At 30.6% G+C, this 18,987-nt stretch carries 18 protein-coding genes and 1 other annotated feature (1 of these 19 running past the window's edge); of the genes, 3 read left to right on the plus strand and 15 right to left on the minus strand.

The genetic code is table 11. The annotated features are described in order from the left end of the window. Window position 1 precedes the first annotated feature (1 nt). Genes HMPREF1253_RS06875 through whiA form a run of 3 tightly spaced genes read right to left on the minus strand, consistent with a single transcriptional unit; the run spans window position 2 to window position 4,661 of the window. Entirely contained in the window at window positions 2–3,421 is a 3,420-nt protein-coding gene (locus tag HMPREF1253_RS06875) for a DNA polymerase III subunit alpha (RefSeq protein ID WP_023056063.1), read from the minus strand. A gap of 45 nt (window positions 3,422–3,466) precedes the next feature. After that, on the minus strand, window positions 3,467–3,733 hold the full coding sequence (locus HMPREF1253_RS06880) for an HPr family phosphocarrier protein (protein WP_023056002.1): 267 nt from the start codon (window positions 3,731–3,733) through the stop codon (window positions 3,467–3,469). Continuing rightward, window positions 3,705–4,661, minus strand: a complete 957-nt coding sequence (gene whiA / locus HMPREF1253_RS06885; RefSeq protein ID WP_023056053.1) for a DNA-binding protein WhiA — start codon at window positions 4,659–4,661, stop codon at window positions 3,705–3,707. Before whiA ends, HMPREF1253_RS06880 begins: the two co-directional genes overlap by 29 nt. 250 nt (window positions 4,662–4,911) lie before the next feature. Between whiA and HMPREF1253_RS09715 the strand changes: the two genes are divergently transcribed. After that, window positions 4,912–5,931 carry a hypothetical protein gene (locus tag HMPREF1253_RS09715; RefSeq protein ID WP_023056086.1) on the plus strand — a complete coding sequence of 340 codons (1,020 nt, stop codon included), beginning with the start codon at window positions 4,912–4,914 and terminating at the stop codon, window positions 5,929–5,931. A gap of 93 nt (window positions 5,932–6,024) precedes the next feature. Beyond that, window positions 6,025–6,897: an NAD(P)/FAD-dependent oxidoreductase gene (locus HMPREF1253_RS06895; RefSeq protein ID WP_023056069.1), complete on the plus strand. Its 873-nt coding sequence runs from the start codon at window positions 6,025–6,027 to the stop codon at window positions 6,895–6,897. Window positions 6,898–6,933: 36 nt separating this feature from the next. On the opposite strand, the gene HMPREF1253_RS06900 is transcribed toward HMPREF1253_RS06895, so the two are convergent. From HMPREF1253_RS06900 to HMPREF1253_RS09720, 9 genes are all read right to left on the minus strand, one after another. Continuing rightward, the gene (locus tag HMPREF1253_RS06900; protein ID WP_023056032.1) at window positions 6,934–8,058 is read right to left on the minus strand and encodes a M20/M25/M40 family metallo-hydrolase; all 1,125 of its coding nucleotides are present in this window, start codon (window positions 8,056–8,058) and stop codon (window positions 6,934–6,936) included. Beyond that, window positions 8,045–9,577 (minus strand): hypothetical protein, encoded by a 1,533-nt coding sequence (locus HMPREF1253_RS06905; protein ID WP_023056068.1) that lies wholly within the window; start codon window positions 9,575–9,577, stop codon window positions 8,045–8,047. The genes HMPREF1253_RS06900 and HMPREF1253_RS06905 overlap by 14 nt, the downstream gene beginning before the upstream one ends. Window positions 9,578–9,652: 75 nt before the next feature. Beyond that, entirely contained in the window at window positions 9,653–11,350 is a 1,698-nt protein-coding gene (locus HMPREF1253_RS06910) for an FAD-dependent oxidoreductase (protein ID WP_023056061.1), read from the minus strand. 152 nt (window positions 11,351–11,502) lie between these two features. Continuing rightward, window positions 11,503–11,655, minus strand: a complete 153-nt coding sequence (locus tag HMPREF1253_RS10140; protein WP_023056021.1) for a hypothetical protein — start codon at window positions 11,653–11,655, stop codon at window positions 11,503–11,505. Between the two features lie 5 nt (window positions 11,656–11,660). Further along, window positions 11,661–11,846, minus strand: a complete 186-nt coding sequence (locus HMPREF1253_RS06915; RefSeq protein ID WP_023056049.1) for a hypothetical protein — start codon at window positions 11,844–11,846, stop codon at window positions 11,661–11,663. Then, window positions 11,836–12,069 carry a DUF1538 family protein gene (locus tag HMPREF1253_RS06920; RefSeq protein WP_023056011.1) on the minus strand — a complete coding sequence of 78 codons (234 nt, stop codon included), beginning with the start codon at window positions 12,067–12,069 and terminating at the stop codon, window positions 11,836–11,838. Before HMPREF1253_RS06920 ends, HMPREF1253_RS06915 begins: the two co-directional genes overlap by 11 nt. 74 nt (window positions 12,070–12,143) lie before the next feature. After that, a complete protein-coding gene (locus HMPREF1253_RS06925) occupies window positions 12,144–12,884 on the minus strand; it encodes a YoaK family protein (RefSeq protein WP_023056057.1) in 741 nt (246 codons plus the stop codon). A 27-nt stretch (window positions 12,885–12,911) separates the two neighbouring features. Then, window positions 12,912–13,259 carry a Spx/MgsR family RNA polymerase-binding regulatory protein gene (locus HMPREF1253_RS06930; protein WP_023056115.1) on the minus strand — a complete coding sequence of 116 codons (348 nt, stop codon included), beginning with the start codon at window positions 13,257–13,259 and terminating at the stop codon, window positions 12,912–12,914. 1 nt (window position 13,260) lies between these two features. Then, a complete protein-coding gene (locus HMPREF1253_RS09720; RefSeq protein WP_023056071.1) occupies window positions 13,261–14,187 on the minus strand; it encodes a DUF4298 domain-containing protein in 927 nt (308 codons plus the stop codon). 117 nt (window positions 14,188–14,304) lie between these two features. On the opposite strand from HMPREF1253_RS09720, the gene HMPREF1253_RS06940 reads away from it, so the two are divergent. Further along, entirely contained in the window at window positions 14,305–15,846 is a 1,542-nt protein-coding gene (locus HMPREF1253_RS06940) for an NAD(P)/FAD-dependent oxidoreductase (protein WP_023056105.1), read from the plus strand. Window positions 15,847–15,876: 30 nt separating this feature from the next. Here the strand turns inward: HMPREF1253_RS06940 and HMPREF1253_RS06945 are convergent, their stop codons facing one another. From HMPREF1253_RS06945 to brnQ, 3 genes are all read right to left on the minus strand, one after another. Then, window positions 15,877–16,176: a cupin domain-containing protein gene (locus HMPREF1253_RS06945; protein ID WP_023056111.1), complete on the minus strand. Its 300-nt coding sequence runs from the start codon at window positions 16,174–16,176 to the stop codon at window positions 15,877–15,879. A gap of 1 nt (window position 16,177) precedes the next feature. Continuing rightward, complete coding sequence (locus HMPREF1253_RS06950; protein WP_023056027.1) at window positions 16,178–17,473, minus strand: ClC family H(+)/Cl(-) exchange transporter; 1,296 nt, start codon at window positions 17,471–17,473, stop codon at window positions 16,178–16,180. A gap of 64 nt (window positions 17,474–17,537) precedes the next feature. Further along, on the minus strand, window positions 17,538–18,875 hold the full coding sequence (gene brnQ / locus HMPREF1253_RS06955; protein ID WP_023056072.1) for a branched-chain amino acid transport system II carrier protein: 1,338 nt from the start codon (window positions 18,873–18,875) through the stop codon (window positions 17,538–17,540). 64 nt (window positions 18,876–18,939) lie between these two features. After that, window positions 18,940–18,987 (minus strand) — a binding site (T-box leader) (it continues 182 nt past the right edge of the window).

Genomic DNA, 18,987 nt, shown 5'->3' on the forward strand with positions numbered 1-18,987 from the left:
CCTACTTAACAATTATTTTATTGTCATTATTATTTAAATAGTTTAAAAGCTCTATTTTTAAATTATCAAAGTTTTCAAGAGATATCCACATATCTTTTGAAACTCCATAGGGCTTTTTACTTTTTTCATCGTAAATTATAACCGGGACCTTGCCCTTATATCTTCTTAAAATATTTTTTATTGAATTTATATTTTCAGAATTTATATCTTCCACTGAAATATAGAGTCTTTTATTTTCTTCAAGGTCTATTTTTCTTGCAGAATCCACAATTATTTTTGCTTCTTCCACATCGCTTAGACTTATATATCCTTCAATGGCAAGGACTTTTCCCTCTTCAAACAAATCTTGAAATTGGGAAAAAACATTTGGAAATATTATTAATTCCACATTGCCGTAAAAGTCTTCCAAACTTGCAAAACACATAAGTTTATTATTTTTTGTTACCAATTTTCTTTTGGTTTTTATGATTCCAGCAATTTTTACCTTATCATTATTTTTCCCTTCTTCATTTATCAAAACTGTAGAAGTGTCGGAATTTATTTGTATTGCACTTCTATAGGAGTCCAAGGGGTGACCCGATGCATAAATTCCTAAAATTTCTTTTTCCATTTCAAGTTTCATAGATTGAGAAAAATCTTTAAGTCTAGGCAAATTATCTTCGTCACTTGAAGCTTTAAACATGGAAAATTGACCTTCCACATTATTTTTCTTTATGCCTGTAATTAAATCTATAATTTTTTCATAAACTGCCATATATTGTGCCCTGTTGCCCTTAAAGCAATCAAAGGCGCCGCTTTTTATTAAAGACTCAAGGGCCCTTTTATTTATAGCATTGGAATTTATTTTTATAACCCTTCTGACAAAATCCGTCATGGAAATAAATTCTCCGCTTTTTCTTGCTTCAACTATTGCATCAATAAAATTTACTCCCACATTTTTTACTGCACTTAAGCCGAATCTTATAGAATCTTTTTCTACAGTAAATTTTTTAAAGCTCTTATTTATATGGGGAGACAGGACTTTTATGCCAAGTCTTTTACATTCTTCAACATAAAGGGCAATTTGTTTTGGTCTATCCATAAAAGATGAAATCTGTGCCGCCATAAATTCTTTTGGATAATAATATTTTAAATAGGCCGTCCTATAAGCAACTACTGAATAGGCAAGGGAGTGGGATTTATTAAAGGCATAGTTTGCAAAATCTATCATCAAATCATAAATTGCATTGGCACTTTTTTCATCAAGGCCATTTCGAAGAGCTCCTGTAAGTAAAATTTCTCCCTTTTCATCAACTTTTCCATAAATAAAGTTTTTTCTCTCTTCTTCCATAACCGACATCTTTTTTTTGCTCATGGCACGTCTTAAAATGTCAGCTTCTCCCAGGGAGTATCCCCCTATTTTTTGCACAATTTGCATAACCTGTTCCTGATAAACTATACAACCATAAGTTGAAGAAAGTATATCTTCCAGGGCAGGATGAATATAATTTATCTTAGATTTATCGTGCTTCGATTCTATAAATTTTGGAATTTGCGACATGGGTCCTGGTCTAAATAGGGCATTTGCTGCAACTAAATCTTCAAAAGCATCTGGTTTAAGCTCTTTTAAAAAATTTCTCATTCCTTGAGATTCAAATTGAAATACTGCAAGGGTGTTGGCTTTTTCAAAAAGTCTTAGAACATTTTTATCATCATAGGAGTGGTCTTTAAAGTCTATTTTTTCCCCATAATTTTTTTCAATCATGTCTACTGCATCTCTTATAACTGTTAAGGTCCTAAGGCCTAAGAAGTCCATTTTTAAAAGACCAAGTTCTTCCAGCTCTGTCATATTAAATTCCGTTAAAATGATATCATCATTTCTTGCAAGGGGTACATAATCTGTTATAGGTCTATCTGCAATTACAACTCCTGCCGCATGGGTTGAAGTGTGCCTTGGAAGCCCCTCTATTTTTAGCGCCGTATCAATAAGTTTTTTTACCTGATCTTCTTCGTATAAATTTCTAAGTTCTGAAGAAATTTCAAGGGCCTTTTCTAGGGTCATATTTAATTGTTGGGGTACTTGCTTTGCAATGTAATCAACTTTTGAATAGGAAATTCCCATTACACGACCTACATCACGAATGGCTCCCCTTGCTGCCATGGTTCCGAAAGTTACTATTTGTGAAACGTGGTCTTGGCCATATTTTTGTCTTACATATTCAATAACTTCTTCTCGTCTTTCATAGCAAAAGTCTATGTCTATATCAGGCATGGACACTCTTTGAGGATTTAAAAATCTTTCAAAGAGCAAATTAAATTTTAAGGGGTCAACATCTACAATTCCTAAGGCATAGGAAATTATAGAGCCTGCTGCAGATCCTCTTCCAGGTCCTACTTGAATATTATTTTTTTTGGCATAATTTATGAAGTCTCTTACAATTAAAAAATAATCTACATAGCCCATGGAAAGAATTGTGTTAAATTCAAACTCAAATCTCTTTTGAATTTTGTCGTCTATTTCTTTATATCTTTCTTTTAAGCCCTCTATGCTTAATTTTTTTAAATAATCTTCATTTTTCATTCCATCAGGAGCTGTAAATTTCGGTAATTTATAATTGTGAAATTCTATATTTACATTGCACCTTTTTGCAATTTTTTCAGTATTTTCAATAGCGCCTGGATAAGATGAAAAAAGCTCCTCCATTTCTTCTGGGCTTTTTAAATAAAATTCCTGGGTTTGAAATTTCATCCTATCCTTGTCATCAAGAGTTTTTCCTATTTGGATGCAAAGAAGAACATCGTGAGCCTCAGCATCATCCTTTGTTAGGTAGTGGACGTCATTTGTTGCAACAAGCCCGATTCCAGTTTTTTTATGAATTTCCAAAAGATATTTATTAACTTCAAGTTGTTCTTTTATGCCATGATTTTGCAGTTCAAGAAAAAAATTGCCTTCTCCAAAAATATCCCTATATTTTTCAGCTGCTTCAATGGCTCCTTCAAAGTCCCTATTTAAAATATTTCTTTGAACCTCACCTGCAAGACAGGCTGAAAGGGCAATAAGGCCCTTAGAATATTTTTTTAAAACTTCATAGTCAATCCTTGGCTTGTAATAAAAGCCATCCACCCAGCCTATGGATACAATTTTCATTAAGTTTGCATAGCCCTCGTCATTTTCTGCCAGCAAAATTAAATGAAATCTTTTATTGTCCCTTGTCTTATCTGAAAGTCCCTTTTCCGCCACATAAACTTCACAGCCTAAAATAGGTTTTACATTTTCTTTCAAGCATTCCTTATAAAATTGTATAATTCCAAACATATTTCCATGGTCAGTAAGGGCTAAAGAATCCATTCCCAATTCTTTAACTTTTTTTGGCAAATCCTTTATTCTAATGGATCCGTCAAGAAGAGAATACTCACTGTGGACGTGGAGATGTGTAAACATAAAATCACCTTTAAATATAAAAGAGCTTTACACTGAAAGCTCTAATCAAACATTTATAAAATTATTTTCAATAAGGGAAGTTAAACTTTTTAAAGCCTCTTCTTCATCAGGACCATCGCATTTTATTTTTACGTTTTCTCCTTCAAAAGCTCCCAAAGACATAATCCCTATTATGCTTTTTCCGTTAACTTCATCTTCATGACATGAAAGACTGATTTCAGATTCATATTTATTTGCAGTTCTCACGAAAAGTGCCGCCGCTCTTGCGTGAAGTCCGTCTTCGTTAGAAAGTTTTATTTCTTTTGTTACCATAGTCACCACTCCTTAACAACTTTGCTATCTCTCTTAATTTTTTCATTCTGTAATTTACTGCACTTTTCCCAATCTTAGGATTTAACAGATTACCTATATCTCTTAAAGAGGATTCTCTATTTTTTAGCCTCAAAAGAGCAACCTCTCTTAAGTTTTCATCTAAACTATTAAGACCGATTTCTTTATCAATGTATAAAATGTCATTAACCTGATCTAAAGAAGAATTGACAATTTTATTTAAATTGGCAGTTTCCATATTCACAAGCCTGTTAACATTGTTTCTCATTTCTTTAATAACTCTAATGTTTTCAAATTCCAAAACGGATTTAGATGCCCCTATTAAAGATAAAAAATCCGATATTTTTTCAGCTTCTTTTAAATATATAAGGTATTTGTCTTTTCTAAGAGTAAGACCCGGTTTAATATCATAATCAGATAAAATTTCCATTAAATAATTTGCCGGTCCCCTATTTTCAAAAATAATTTCAAAATGGTAAGTTTTTTCAGGATTGGTAACAGAACCGCTACCTAAAAAACAACCTCTTACAAAAGCTCTTTTTTCTTCTTCAGTAAGCCTTGGTTTTTTCTTTGAAAGGGTGAAGACTCTTTTATCCTGTCCTATGTACACCTTGTCAAGTAAAGATTTAACTGCATAAGTGTCAAACAAACTAATTGAATATTTATTTTTTCTAAGCTTATAATTTTTTCTTATAGAAGCTTCAACATCTTTAGAATAAGTTTTTAAAAAAGTAAAAATCCTTCTTGCAACGGAGGGGTTTTCAGTGTTAAAAGATAAAATTAAATTTTCTCCCTTTAGCATAATTGCACCGCAAGTTGCCAAAAGTCCCGATATTTCACTAGTGATTAAATTTTTATCCTTTACTTTAATTTTTGCAACTTCATCTTTAACAGAAGAAGAAAAACTCATAGGTCCTCCTCCAGTCATTGGACTTAACTATAACTATTATACAGGTACTTATTTAAAAATAAAAGACTTTTAATAAAAATTAAACAAAGTTTTGAAAACATTTTCAAAAAATTTTTTAAAAGTTTTTTAATTGAAATTTCTATTTTCCCCTTGTCTTTTGTAAATTTTTGATAACTTTGAGATTTTGTATTATTATTGTAATAATGTTTTCAAAACTTTTATAGTAAAATAATCTTAAGGAGATGATTATATGAAATTAATGAAAAAAATATCTTTATTTGCCCTAAGTGGAGTAATTTTATCGGGACTTTTTTCAGTTAAAACTCAAGCTGCTCAATATGCAACCATACCAACTTTTAAAGTTACCTTGAACGATAGAATTTTTGAAGGTACTTACAGTCAATATCCTCTTTTGGTTTATAAAGACATAACTTATTTTCCAATGACTTACTATACAACAAGATTTTTAGGAGTTGAAACAAGTTGGAATTCTTATGACGGCCTTGGCATAAATCAAACAGGTATAAGAGGAGAATATCATTTTTACGGACAAGGTTTTAAAAATGCAAATTCTTATCCTGTAGAAATCCCGACTTTTAAAATTAAAGTTAACGGCAAATCAATTTATAATCAAGATGAAAAATATCCTCTTTTAATTTTTAGAGATGTTACTTATTTCCCAATGACTTGGAGGTTTTGTGTAGATGAATTTGGCTGGGCTTATAGATTTACAAATGAAAACGGTCTTGAAATAAAATCTATAAATAAGGCTCCAGAAAAAGCTCAACCGAATCCTCAAAGTCCAACAGTTAAAAAAGAACTTCCTCCAATTGGAATGGGAAAATTGGAAAATGACGGAAAATATATTTATTATTTTAGAGAAGGAAATATTATAAAAGTAGATGAAAAAGATTTTTCTCAAAAAATAGTTTCAAGAAATGTAAATGTTAGAAATAACGGAGTTGACCTATACGTTCTTGACGGAAATATTTATTATATAGACGGAAGAGATAATTCTCTTATGAATGGAAACGGAAATGACTTAAATTACGGTTATAGCGTTGAAAGTATTGAAAAATCTTCCCCATACTTTATAGCTAATTTCTCAAGCAATAAAGATGGAAGTATGCAAACTGTCATTTATGATAAAAACCAAAAAAATATATACACAGCTCAAGACATAGACTTAAGTAAGGGATATAAAATAGACAAGAATATTTTCTCCTATACTGATCTTAAGGGCATGGCACAAGATATAACTTTAAAATAATAAAATATATATTACCGGGCTGAAATAAGCCCGGTTTTTATTTTTTTTGAATAATTTTTATTTTTGTTTCATAATAGCTTATTGGAGGTAGAAATGATTGATATTATAATTATAGGCGCAGGTCCCAGTGGGGTTAGTGCCGCCCTATATGCAAAAGCAAGGGGTAAAAATATTTTAGTTTTTGAAAAAGAAAAAATCGGTGGTTTAATTTCAAATGTTTCAAAGGTTAGCCATTATGCTTCCGTTGAAAAGGATGAAACCGGTCCTGAATTTGCAAAAAGATTGGAAGACCAATTAAATTATTCTCAAATTCCTGTAAAATTTGAAGAAGTTAAAAAAATCGAAAAAATCGGAGATTCTTTTAAAGTTACAACAAATAAAGACCAATATGCATCTCAAAAAGTTATTTGTGCTTGCGGTTCAAGTCTAAAAGAATTACCTTTAAATGTTCCGGAAGATTTTTCTGTTAAACATTGGCCTTTAGGAAATGAAGAAGAGTTAAAGGGCAAAACCGTCATTATTAACGGTGGATCTGATGGTGCAAGTAAAGAAGCTCTTTACATTTCTAAGTTTGCAAAGGAAGTTCATATAGTTCAAGACCAAGATAAACTTATGTGTATTGATGAATTTAAAAGACAAATTGAAAATTCTGAAAATATTAAGGTTCACACTTCATCAAAATTACTTGAAATTAATGTTGTAAATGGAAAGTGTTTAAGTGCAAAATTGACAAATTCTGAAATAAAAGATGATAAGGGCATTGAAATTTATGCTCAAATCGGTCAAAATGGCAACAGTGAAATTCTAAAGGATTTTGCAAATGTTAATAATACTTTCTTAGATGAAGATATAATTTCAAAAACTTCAGGACTTTTCTTTGCAGGAGATATTCGTGTAAAGCCTGTTAAACAAATTGCAACAGCTGTTTGTGACGGTTGCCTTGCAGGAATTAATGCTTGTAAATAAAAAAAGCTATGGGAAATTTCCCATAGCTTTTTTCTTTTAAAATTCAGTAAGATATTTTATTATAGCTTTTGCAGCTTTTATAAATTCTTCAATTACCACATATTCTTCTTTTGTGTGGACTTTTTCCATGCCGGCTCCTATTATTATAGAGTTAAAGCCTTCTTCTGCAAAAAAGTTTGCGTCAGAACCTCCCCCTATTATTTGTAAGTCTGCATCAATTCCCATGTCTGCATATATTTTTTGAAATTCTTTTGCAAATTTTAAATCGTCTTTTGAGGTTAGGGGCGGATATACAAATTCTTTTTCTATTTCAAATTTTCCCCCATATTTTTTAGCACTTTCTTTGCCGATTTTTTCAAACTCAGATAAATATTGTTCCAATTTTTCTTTTTTGTGGGATCTCATTTCTCCATGGCAATAAGCATAATCAGGCACTACATTTGTTGGAAAGTCGCAATGTATCTCTGAAATATTTGCCGTTGTAATTTCGTCAATTCTTCCAAGTTTAATTTTGCTTATAGTTTCAGCTAATATTTTTATTGCATTTATTCCTGCTTCAGGATTTATTCCGGCGTGAGATGTTTTTCCATAGGCTTTTAAGAAGTAGTTTGATGCACAGGGTGCCTGATAGGCTACATGGCAGGAAGGGCCAGCGTTATCAACTACAATCATATTTTTTGCAGGGTTTATATTTTTATAAACTTCCTTCCAATTTATATTTTGTGCTCCAAGCATTCCTGCTTCTTCTCCTGGTGTGAAAATACAATAAATATCTCTGTGGGCAATTTTATTTTCTTTTAAATATTTAATTGCATATAAGACAGTGGCAAGTCCTGCTTTGTCATCTCCACCTAAGGTGGTACTGCCGTCTGTTCTTATTATTTTTTCTTCTTCTACAATTTTTACATTTTTATTAGGCTCAACTACATCCATGTGGGCTGAAAAAGTGACTCCTTGTCCCTCACCTTTTATATGGGCGAAAATTGTGGGACAGTTTCCTCCATAGGTATCTTGAGACTCATCAAGATAGATTTCTGCGCCTATGTTTTCTAAAAATTTTATTATATGTTTTGCCACTTCTTTTTCCTTTAGAGATGGTGAATGAATTTCTACAAGTTCTTTGAATATTTTTTTTAATTCTTCTTCATTAAAATTTTTCATTTTTTTCCTCTTTTTTAAGTTTTTTAATTATTTTCTTTGTTTTTTCTGGTGGATAGGGAGCATTTTTTAAATTGTAATAATTTTTATCTATGACCAGGGCCTTTGTAGGAATATTTTCTTTTCCCGTAGGAACAAGTACATAATCATCTTCTAAAATTGTATCATCTTCTGTAATATAATTATACTTTTTATATGAGTCTTTAAAGACTACGCTTAAATAAATTAAATCTCCTTCATGTCTTGGTGCTTTTTTTGCGAGTTTTATGTTAAAAATATCAAATTCGTCATAATAGGACAAAATACTTTTTATTAATTTTATAAAAGTAAGCCATGATTTAGGCAGATTTTCTATGTTAAAATCTCCCTCTAAACTTTCGCTTTCAAGATTTCTATAATCAATTGTGATTTTACATTTTATATTGTCAATTTCTGATGGAATTACCTTTTTCTTTTTCCCACTTTTCTTATCTTTTTTTTGAGTCAGTTTTAAACTTGATACATAATCTAAAAGAATTCCAATCCTATTTTTAATTTTATATTCTTTGTTTATTTCTACATTATCTCCTAAAGCTCGTGCAACGTATATGCTTTCATTTTTTCTGTTTATTAGTAGAAATTCTTCATTATCATAGACAGAGGAACAAAATATTTCTCCGTCAACTTTTTCAGCTTCCACCGCTTTTATTCTTCTGAAGTTTATTTTTATATTTTCTATAATATGAGAGCTTTCATAATTTCCAAAAGCCCATATTTCTTTATTATTAAGAATATTTCTAAAAACTTCTGTAAGGTTTATTTCAGATTTATTATAGGACATATATATGCCTATTAGTGGTCCGTTAAGTTTTATTATTTTATTATTTTCGTCTGTCAGCTCCAAATACCAATTGCCTATACCGGGGCTAAATTTATTAAAGTTTTTTCCTTTTAAAAATTCTTTTGTTACATCAAATAAAAGGTCTTTGTCTTCTTCACTTATTTGAAAATTTGCCTTATAAGTTTCATGGTAAAGTTCTTTTAAGTCCACAAATTTATATCTTATTAATTCCACATTTCCATTAAAATCAATAAAAATCCTCTGCTCAATTTCTTGGCCTTTTTTCATGTTTTTATCGGAAAAAAGTTTATTTGAAATTAATTTTATTTTTTTTATTTTTCCAAATTCTTTTTCTTCTTTTGCATAGGTCAAGTTACAAAGACGAAAACTTGCATTTATCATCCAAATTAAATTTTCTTTATCCTCGCTTATGTTTTGGGATATATTATAAAGTTTTGCGTAAATAGCAGAAATTAAAATAAATATATCTTCAGAACTTAAAAATGAGCTTTCTATTAAGTTTGAATCTTTAAAAACTTGAGGATTTTTTGCAAAAAATCTATTGCCTAAGTAAATATCTGCTCCTAATTTTTCCAAATTTTCAAAAATTTTTTTATAATTTAAGTCTTGAAAGGCAAATAGGGGGTCTAAAAATTTATTTAATAAAAAATTCCCATATTCATTAAGATTTGTATAGATCATTTTCCACCTCAGTTTTCAGTCTATATTAAAACCTATAAAAAAGACAGCCTTAAATCTTATAAGGCTGCCTTAAATTTAGTTAAAATTATAATCTGTTAAAATTTTTTCTCTTCCTAAAACTTTATCTTGATAGTATTCGTAAAGAGATATGCCTAAGAAGGATCCTGCTATATTATAAACTTCTTTATAGCCATGTCCCTGAAGACATTTAAGGGCATTGTAAGACCTTTGAGATGATCTGCAGTGTAAATATACCTTTTTGTCTTTTGGAATCTCCTCAAGCCTTTCTCTGAGCTCAGAGAGGGGTATATTTTTTGCACCTATAAGGTGAGATGCTTCAAACTCAACTTTTTCTCTTACATCAATTATGCACTCATGGTTTTCTACAAGTTCTCTTACTTTTGTAAGGGGAACTTGCTTAAATTCTTCATATAGAAGATTAAGTCCTACAAGGGCAGCTTGGTTTACTACATCTTTTGCACTTCCATAGGGTGGTGCATAACATAACTCAAGTTCTTTTAAATCTTCAAGGCTTCCGTTTTTTTGTATTAAGGTTGAAATTACATCTATCCTCTTTACTGCCATGCCCTTTGATATTGCTTGAGCTCCTAAAATTTTTCCTGACGGATATTCAAATATAAGTTTAAAAAATATTGGGCTTGCCTTTTTCATTAAACCTACCCTGTCTGAAGGAATCACAAAAGAATATTTATAATTAATTTTATTTTCCAAGCACTCTCTTTCATTTAAGCCGACACTTGCAACATTTAAATCAAAAATTTTTACAGCTGATGCTCTTACAACCCCTTTGTTGTTATGGTTTCTGTTATATATGTGATCTGCCACTGCTCTTGCTTGTCTTTGTGCCGGTCCTGCCAAGGCAAGTCTTTCATTTTTTCCTGTTATAAAATTATGACTTTCTATTACATCTCCAAGGGCATAAATATCTTCTTTTGAGGTTTGGTAATTATGATTTACTTTTATTGATCCTCTTTCAGTAAGTTCAATCCCACAGCCTTCTGCAAGTTTTGTGTTAGGTTTAACTCCTAAAGCTGCAATTACTAGTTGAGCCTTTACTTGTCTACCGGACTGTAAAATAACCTTATCTTCTTCAATTTCTTTTACCTGATCATTTACAATTAAATTTATATTTTCATCTAAGATATATTTTTGTAAAATTTGTGCCATTTCATAATCAAGGGGCATCATAACTTGCTTTTGTCCTTCAACAAGACTTACATTAAGACCTCTATTTTTTAAGTTTTCCATAACTTCAAGGCCTATAAAGCCTCCCCCTATTACCAGGGCATCTTTTACATTTTTTTCTCTTATAAATTGATCGATTTTTTCCACATGGGGAACAGTTTTTACAGGAAATACATTTTCTCCTTCTATCCCCTTAATTGATCTTGGAAGAACTGCATCTGCTCCTGTTGCAAGGACAAGTTTATCATAGGATTCAAAATATTCTTTATTATTCTTTAAATCTTTTATTTTTACCTTCTTTTCTTCTGCGTTTATTTCAAGAGCCTCATTTTCTACTCTAACTTCAATATTATATTGTTTTTTAAATTTTTCAGGACTCATTAAAAGCAAAGCTTTGCTATCTTCAATTTCGCCACCTAAAAAATATGGCAAACAACAATTGGAAAAAGATGGATAGGGTCCTCTTTCTATTAAAATTATTTCTGCCGACTCATCAAGTCTTCTAAGTCTTGCAGCCGTTGATGCACCTCCAGCAACAGCTCCTATAATTAAAATCTTTTTGCTCATTTTTTCACCTCTTTTATTTAACTAACCTAACTTTCTTAAAATTTTTATTCTCTTAAATATAAAATATATAGTTAAGCTACTTAACTATATCATAAAAATAAATGAACTTTAACTATAATTAATTAAAATTCATTATTTTTTATATTTTTTCTTTATTTTACCAGGCCATAGGTTTGAATAACATTATCTGCAAGCCCTCTATCTACAATTGTATAAATTGCATTAAACATAAAATCTCCCTCCTTTGAAATTTCTCCTTGGTTTTCACAGGTTTCCGATCCCCATACTCCCAAAACATTTTCCACATAGGCTATCCCCCTATGGGCTTTTCAAACTCAAGTTTTTGGCAAATATATTGACCAGCTTTTTTTATTGTTGAAGAATAGCCTATAATTAAAACTATTTCTTTCTTTTTATCATTTAAACCCAAATAGTCGAAAATATTTTTATTTGCAGTTCCTCTTCCAAGAAAAATTGTTCCTCCTTCAAAGCCCATTTCTCTTAACAATATTTGTGCCGAAAGAATCTCCTCTGGGAGTAATTCCTATATCAACTCCCAGTAAAAAAACCGTAAGACCTATAATTATAAAAAAAGCTCCTAAGTAAAAGCGAATAAACATATTCCCTTCCAAAGGAGTTATAGTTAAATGTAAAAATAAAACTAAAATGGAAATAGGAAGAACTGTTGCAAAAACTTCTTTAAATTTTTCAAATATCAAAGAATCGCCTCCTAAAAACATAAAACCTAGATCTATCCTATTGTAAAAACATGACCTTTTGCAAGTCTAAAGCTTTAAAACTTTTTAATTTCCTCTTCTATGACATTAATTTCTTCTTTAATATCAGGATGTTCTTCAATTTCACTTTTAATAAACATAAGCATAAAACTTAAAAATAAGAGAAAACAAGAAATCCAAATTGTTTTTAAGCCCAAAAAACCAATAAGTCTTCCACCTATGACAGCTCCGCCGGCAAATAAAAAAATTATGCCGAAATATTGGATAGATTTTTCCAAAATACTTTTATTTTTTGTTTTAAAATATGCAAAAAGTGCTTCCGTTCCGCTTCTAATATTACCTATACACATAGTGCTTGCAAATAAATGGCCATTAACTTTTCTAAAAGTCTGAACTTGCATGGCACAGGAAAAAGATACAAGAGAATTTGCAATTAAATTTAATTTTTCAGGTAAAAAGCCCACTATAAACAAAAGAAAAATTTCAATAATTAAAACCCTTTGTCTCCAATGAACTTTTCTTGAACTTTTAAATTTATTCCTGATAAATTCAGCAACAATAACTCCAAAAGAAAAAAATAAGATTGGAATAAAATAGGCAAAAACTTTAGAAAAATTTCCCTCATATAAACTGCCACTCATAAGGACAATATTACCCGTTTGAGCATTGGCAAAAACATGTCCCCTTGCAATATAGGTATACATATCCTGTAAACCACCTGAAATTGATAAGAAAGCGGCAGTTAAAAAAGATTCAGACATTTCATTTTTACTTTTGTAATTTATTTTTAAATCCATTTAAAAAATAAACCTCAAAATAAAATTTTATAAACTCTCAATATATTTTTTTACATCCGGGCCAACAAAAACCTTATCTTTCACAAGAAGAATAGGTCTTTTAACCAGCATACCGTCTGTGGACAAAAGTTTATATTTTTCTTCAAGAGTCATCTTTTCAAGTTTTTCCTTTAAATTATTTTCACGATAAATTTTTCCACTTGTATTAAAAAATCTTTTAATATCAAGGCCGGATTTTTCATGCCACTTTTTAATTTCTTCTTGATTCGGATTTTCTTTATCAATTTCTCTTAAATCATACTTTAAATTTTTTTCTTGCATTAATTTTTCAACACCCTTACAGGTTGTACATTTTTTATAACAAATAAAAATCATTTTAATTCCTTTCGTTAAAAATATTTCTTGATAAATCTTTCATTCTCATGGCAAGATTATAATTTTCTCCAAGAACGTCATAGGGAATATCTTCATTTAAAACTCCCCTTTCCATATCTTCTGGTAAAAGTCCCATATCATCTGCACTATAATCTTCCATCCACTTTTCAGATGAATAATAGTCGTCAAAGGCCTTGGCTTTTTCTTTAAAATTTTCAAATTCATCTAAGGCTTCGTTTAACTTTTCTTGAACTTTAGAAAGCTCTTCCATAATCTTTTCCATCTTTGTTATTCTTTTAATTCTCTTATCAAGATCTTTTTTCAAATATTCTTCGCTGTATTCTTCAGCTTCCATATCCAAGTTTTCATCTTCCATAATCTCTTTGCTTGCAAAAGCATTTCCAACAAAACCCCCAAGAAGATTATAAGTGTTTTCTACTGGATTATAGGTTATAAGATCCATAGACTCAGTTTTAATTTTTCCCTCTTGATCAATAAATTCTTCTTCTACACAGACATTTACAATTTCGCCCACAAGTCTGTGGTCTTTTTCATCATAACTTACAAATTTACATTCTATGGAAAGAGGACTGAAAGAAATTATAGGAGCATCTACAAATTCACTTTTTATAGCTTCAAAGCTGGTTCTTTTAAGTTTATCTTTATTTTCATTTCCAGAAACAATTCCAATGTAATCTGCATCAAGTAAATGTTCCATATCTGCAAGATTTACCGTAAAAGCTTTTGTTCTTAAAACATTTTTTATAGTCTTTCTAACAGGGTTTATATAGAGGGAAATGCTTTTGTCATCTCTCATAGAACCATAGGCAACGTTCATGGCATTTGGACTTTTATCTTCGTTGTAGGTGCCTATAACAAGTACCGGCATTGGCAAAAGATAAGGTTTAATTCCTATGTTTTTTCTCATAATTATCTCCTCCTACTTTTTATTCTTTATAAATTATATCATTTATTGTTAAAATCTAATCCATAAAACTTTAATAAAGTTTTTTTTCTGATAAAATTATTTTAAGGGAGGTTTTATATGCTTCTTATAAAAAATATAAAAGTCCCCTTTGACAGAGATACCTCTGCCATCAAAGAGGCTATAGAAAAAACAATTCATAAAAAAATAAATTCTTTTAAAATTTACAAAAAATCCCTTGATGCAAGAAAGGGAATTTATTATGTATATCAAGTTTTAATTGATGAAAAAGTGGACGAAAAAATCAGAAAAAAATTAAAAAATAATATTTGCGACTTTTCAGAAGAAGAACTTATACTAAAAAATAAAAATAATATTAAAAAAGCCATAATAGTAGGAGCAGGTCCAGCAGGTCTTTTTTGTGCCTATGCTCTAGCTAAAACAAATGTAAAGGTAACAATTATTGAAAGAGGAGAAAAAATTGAAGACAGACTTAAAAGTATTGAAAAATTTTTAAAAACTCAAACTTTAAATGAAGAGTCCAACATTCAATTTGGTGAAGGCGGTGCCGGAACTTTTTCAGACGGAAAACTTACCAGCCGGTCTAAGGATAAGAGATCTCGTGAAATTTTTAAAATCTTAGTTGAAAATGGGGCTCCTGAAGAAATTTTATATGAGCAAATGCCCCACGTAGGAACAGACCTTTTAAGAAAGGTAATAATAAACATAAGAAAAAAAATAGAAAGTTTTGGTGGAGAATTTGTTTTTAAGGAAAAATTTGTGGACCTTAACATAAAAGATGGAAAAATAATTTCTCTTATTACAGACAAAAATTCTTACTCTGCTGATGAATATATCCTTGCTTTGGGCAATTCCGCAAGAGATACTTTTTTTATGCTTAATAAATATATTGATCTTAGTCAAAAACCCTTTGCTGTCGGCTTTAGAATTGAACATTTACAAAAAGATATAAATTTATGTCAGTATAAAATTGCAGATGAAAGACTTCCCCAGGCAAGCTATCAGTTAAATTATTTTAACAAAGAAAAAAATATTTCTGTCTACACTTTTTGCATGTGCCCTGGTGGATATGTAATTGCAGCTTCCAGTGAAAAAAATAGACTTTGTGTAAATGGAATGAGTTTTCACAAAAGAGATGGTCAAAATGCAAACTCAGCTATTGTAATGGCAATAGGGGAAAATGTCTTAGGAAAAGATAATCTTTCAGGAATTAAATTTCAAAGGGAAATGGAAGAAAAAGCTTTTAAATTAGGTGGCGAAAATTTTTTTGCTCCTGTTCAAAAACTTTCAGATTTTTTTGAAAATAGGGTAAGCGAAAATTTAGGCAAGATTAAACCCTCTTATGAGCCTGGATATAAATTTGCAAACTTAAATGAAATTTATCCCCAAATAATAAATGATTCAATAAAAATAGCCCTTAGAGAATTTGATAAAAAAATACCCGGTTTTGCTGACGGAGATGTAATTTTAACAGGAATTGAAACAAGAACTTCTTGTCCCATAAGAATTGACAGAGAAAATTATTCAACTTTAAAATTTAAAAATTTAAGACCTATTGGAGAAGGGTCTGGATATTCGGGAGGAATTATTTCTTCTGCTTTAGACGGACTTAAATGTGCAATACAAATCCTTGAAGATTAAAAAAAAGCTTAACTTTAAAAGTTAAGCTTTTTATTTTACAAATACACATAGCCAAAGAGTTGTTTCTTCTTTCGATGTATAAGAAACTCTATGCTTTTGTCCTTTTTTTATGAAAAAACTCTCTCCCGGATTAAGTTCAAGGGAAAAATCTTCAAACTCTAATATTCCCTTTCCCTTAATAACAAGGACCCATTCATCTTCATCTTGTATCATCCAGTCACTTGTTTGTCCGTAGGATAAAATTCTTTCTATTCTTAAATTTTTCTCTCTACATAAAATATCTATAAGTTCATTTTCTCTTTTTTCTTCTTTAAAATCAAAAATATTCATCTTAATTTTTTCCCACCATCATCTCATAAAGGTGACTGTAGAATGGTTTTGAATGTAGACTTTCCGCAAGAGTATAGGAAAGCATGGCAACTATTGCTACTGCTAAAAGATAGTCAAAAGAGCCTCCTGTCATTTCAAGAATTAAAACTATTCCTGTTAAAGGAGCTCTTACTATAGATGAAAATTGTCCGCACATACCTAAGATTGAAAAAGTAAGAATTAAATCCGGTGTGATTATTCCCGCACCTGCAAGGATTGAGCCATAAATATTTCCAACTAAAGAACCCATAGCAAGAAGAGGAACCAAACTTCCTCCAGGACAACCTACGGCAAAGATGATGGCAAGTAAGAATAATTTCATAAAATAGTAATAAATTAATCTTAAAGGCTCAGCATTTTGACTTAGGGGATAAAAAATAAAATGTTCTCCCGATCCAAATAAATTTATATCCATAAGTAAAAAAATTGCAGTTACTAAAAAAGGAATCACAAATTTTACAAAGGGATTAATTTTGATTTTTTCACCATATTTTTTACTGCCTATAATTACCTTATTATACAAAACTCCCGAAAGACCAGTTAAAAGTCCAAGAAAAAATATATGGCTGTAAGCTGAAAGTCCAAGAGCTTTTATCTTTGGAATATTTTCAAGAGTAGGATGATTTCCAAGTAACATATTTGAAATTATTATTGCAGAAAAAACTGTAACTGAAGAACTTAAAAAAATCTTTCTATTTGTTTTTTTATAAATTTCTTCAACGGCAAACATAATACCTGAAAGTGGAGCGTTAAAGGCAACGGCAAAACCCGCTCCTGATGAAGCCCCAACAAAAACTCTTCTCTCCTCAACTGACTTACCTATTTGGTGAACAGCTTGACCCACAAGACCTCCCATTTGCACTGAAGGGCCTTCTCTTCCTAAAGTTAAACCAGAACCAACTGTAACTATGCTGGTAAAAAATTTCATAGGTAAAGTTTTTTTCCAGTCTACATTGAATTTCTTATCAAGTACACCGAATATTATAGGTATTCCCGATCCTTTTATATTGGGATCAACTTTTGTAAAAAAATAAATTATACTTGCCATTATGAAAAAGGCTGAAATAAAAATTATTTTTCCCATGGGACTAGATCCATAATTTTTTAAAAACCCTGTAACAAGTTTTGCAAACTTATCAATGCCCATCTTATAAAAAGTTATAACGAGGCCTGTACAAATACCTGTAAGAAAAAACAAAAATAAAGAATTAAAATTAATCTGCACCCATCTTAGTTCTTCGTTCTTTAATTGTTTCAAAATTTACATCTCCTTTAAATATATCGTTTCTATTATAACAAATAATTTTTATTGGAGAAAATTTTTATGCAGTTTCCTTTCCATTATAAAATATCAAATCGTAAAACTTCCTTAAAAGACTTACTGAAACAAGTGCTACAAAAGTTGGAAGAAGCCATGAAAGACCTTCTGCTGCTAAGGGAAGGGATTTTTCCAAATCTGTAAATAGGGGAAGACTTACTTTAAAAGTCTTATCAAGCATTTGTATAAAAGGAAGACTTACGGAAAAAAATGCAGCTACTAAATAACTTGCTCTCGTGTAATTTGCATAGTCGTGGCTTATACCCATAACAATTAAAACAAGGGCAACAGGATAAATTAAGATTAAAATAGGCACTGAAAATGCAAGTAAGTTATTTAATCCGAAATTTGCCACAACAAAGGAGAAAAAGGTCCAAATTAAAACCCAAGCCCTATAAGACAATTTTTCCTTAAATAAATGGTGGAAATATTCTCCTCCACTGGTAATAAGTCCTACACAAGTTGTTAAACAAGCAAGAGTAAATATTCCTGCAAGTAAAAATAAACCAAAATCTCCATAAGCAAGTTTAATTGCCTTAGTAAGAACCACTGCTCCATTTTCAGATCCTGCAAACATTCCTGATGTTAACATACCTATTGAGCTTAACATTGCATAAACTATAAATAATACAAGGCCAGCTAAAACTCCAGCTTTTATTGTATATTTTGTAACTTGATTTTTATCTTCAACTCCAAATCTCCTAATAGCAAGAGCTATTACATATCCAAAATTTAAAGCAGCAACGGCATCCATTGTGTCATAGCCTGAAAGAAATCCCTTAACTAAGGGTGATGATTCATAATCTCCAACAGGACCGCTTATATTCTTGCCTACAAAAACAATTTTCACAAACATTAAAAAAATCATAATTAAAAGGGCAGGAGTTAAATATTTTCCAACTCTTTTTACAAGTTCATTAGGCTTAAGGCAAATTAAAAGGGCAACTAAGAAAAATACAAAGGTATAAATAAGCCTTGCAAGATTTATATTAAAACCTTGAGGAATATAAGGAGCTATTGCCATTTCAAAAGGAACACTTCCCGCTCTTGGTATACCTAAGCCGGGCCCTATGGATATATAAATTGCTGTTGTAAAAACAATAGAAAAAACAGGTCCCACTCTATTTGCCAAGTTTGAAAGGCCGTCCGTTTTACCAACTACTATAGCTCCTATAACGGGAAAAACAACCGCCGTTACAGCAAAACTTAAAAGAGCAGTGAAAGTGTAAGAACCCGCTTGATTTCCTAAAAGGGGCGGAAAAATTAAATTGCCGGCTCCGAAAAACAGACCAAACAACATAATGCTTAATTGTAAAAACTCACTTCTTGTTAATTTTTTCATTTTAAATCTCCTTTTTTTTGATTAATTTAAATTTTATGCAATAAAAAAATCCTTTGTCTTATAGACAAAGGACGAAATTTTCCGCGTTACCACCTTTTATTCTTATTAAAAT

The sequence above is a fragment of the Peptoniphilus sp. BV3C26 genome, from assembly GCF_000478985.1.
GTDB lineage: Bacteria > Bacillota > Clostridia > Tissierellales > Peptoniphilaceae > Peptoniphilus_B > Peptoniphilus_B koenoeneniae.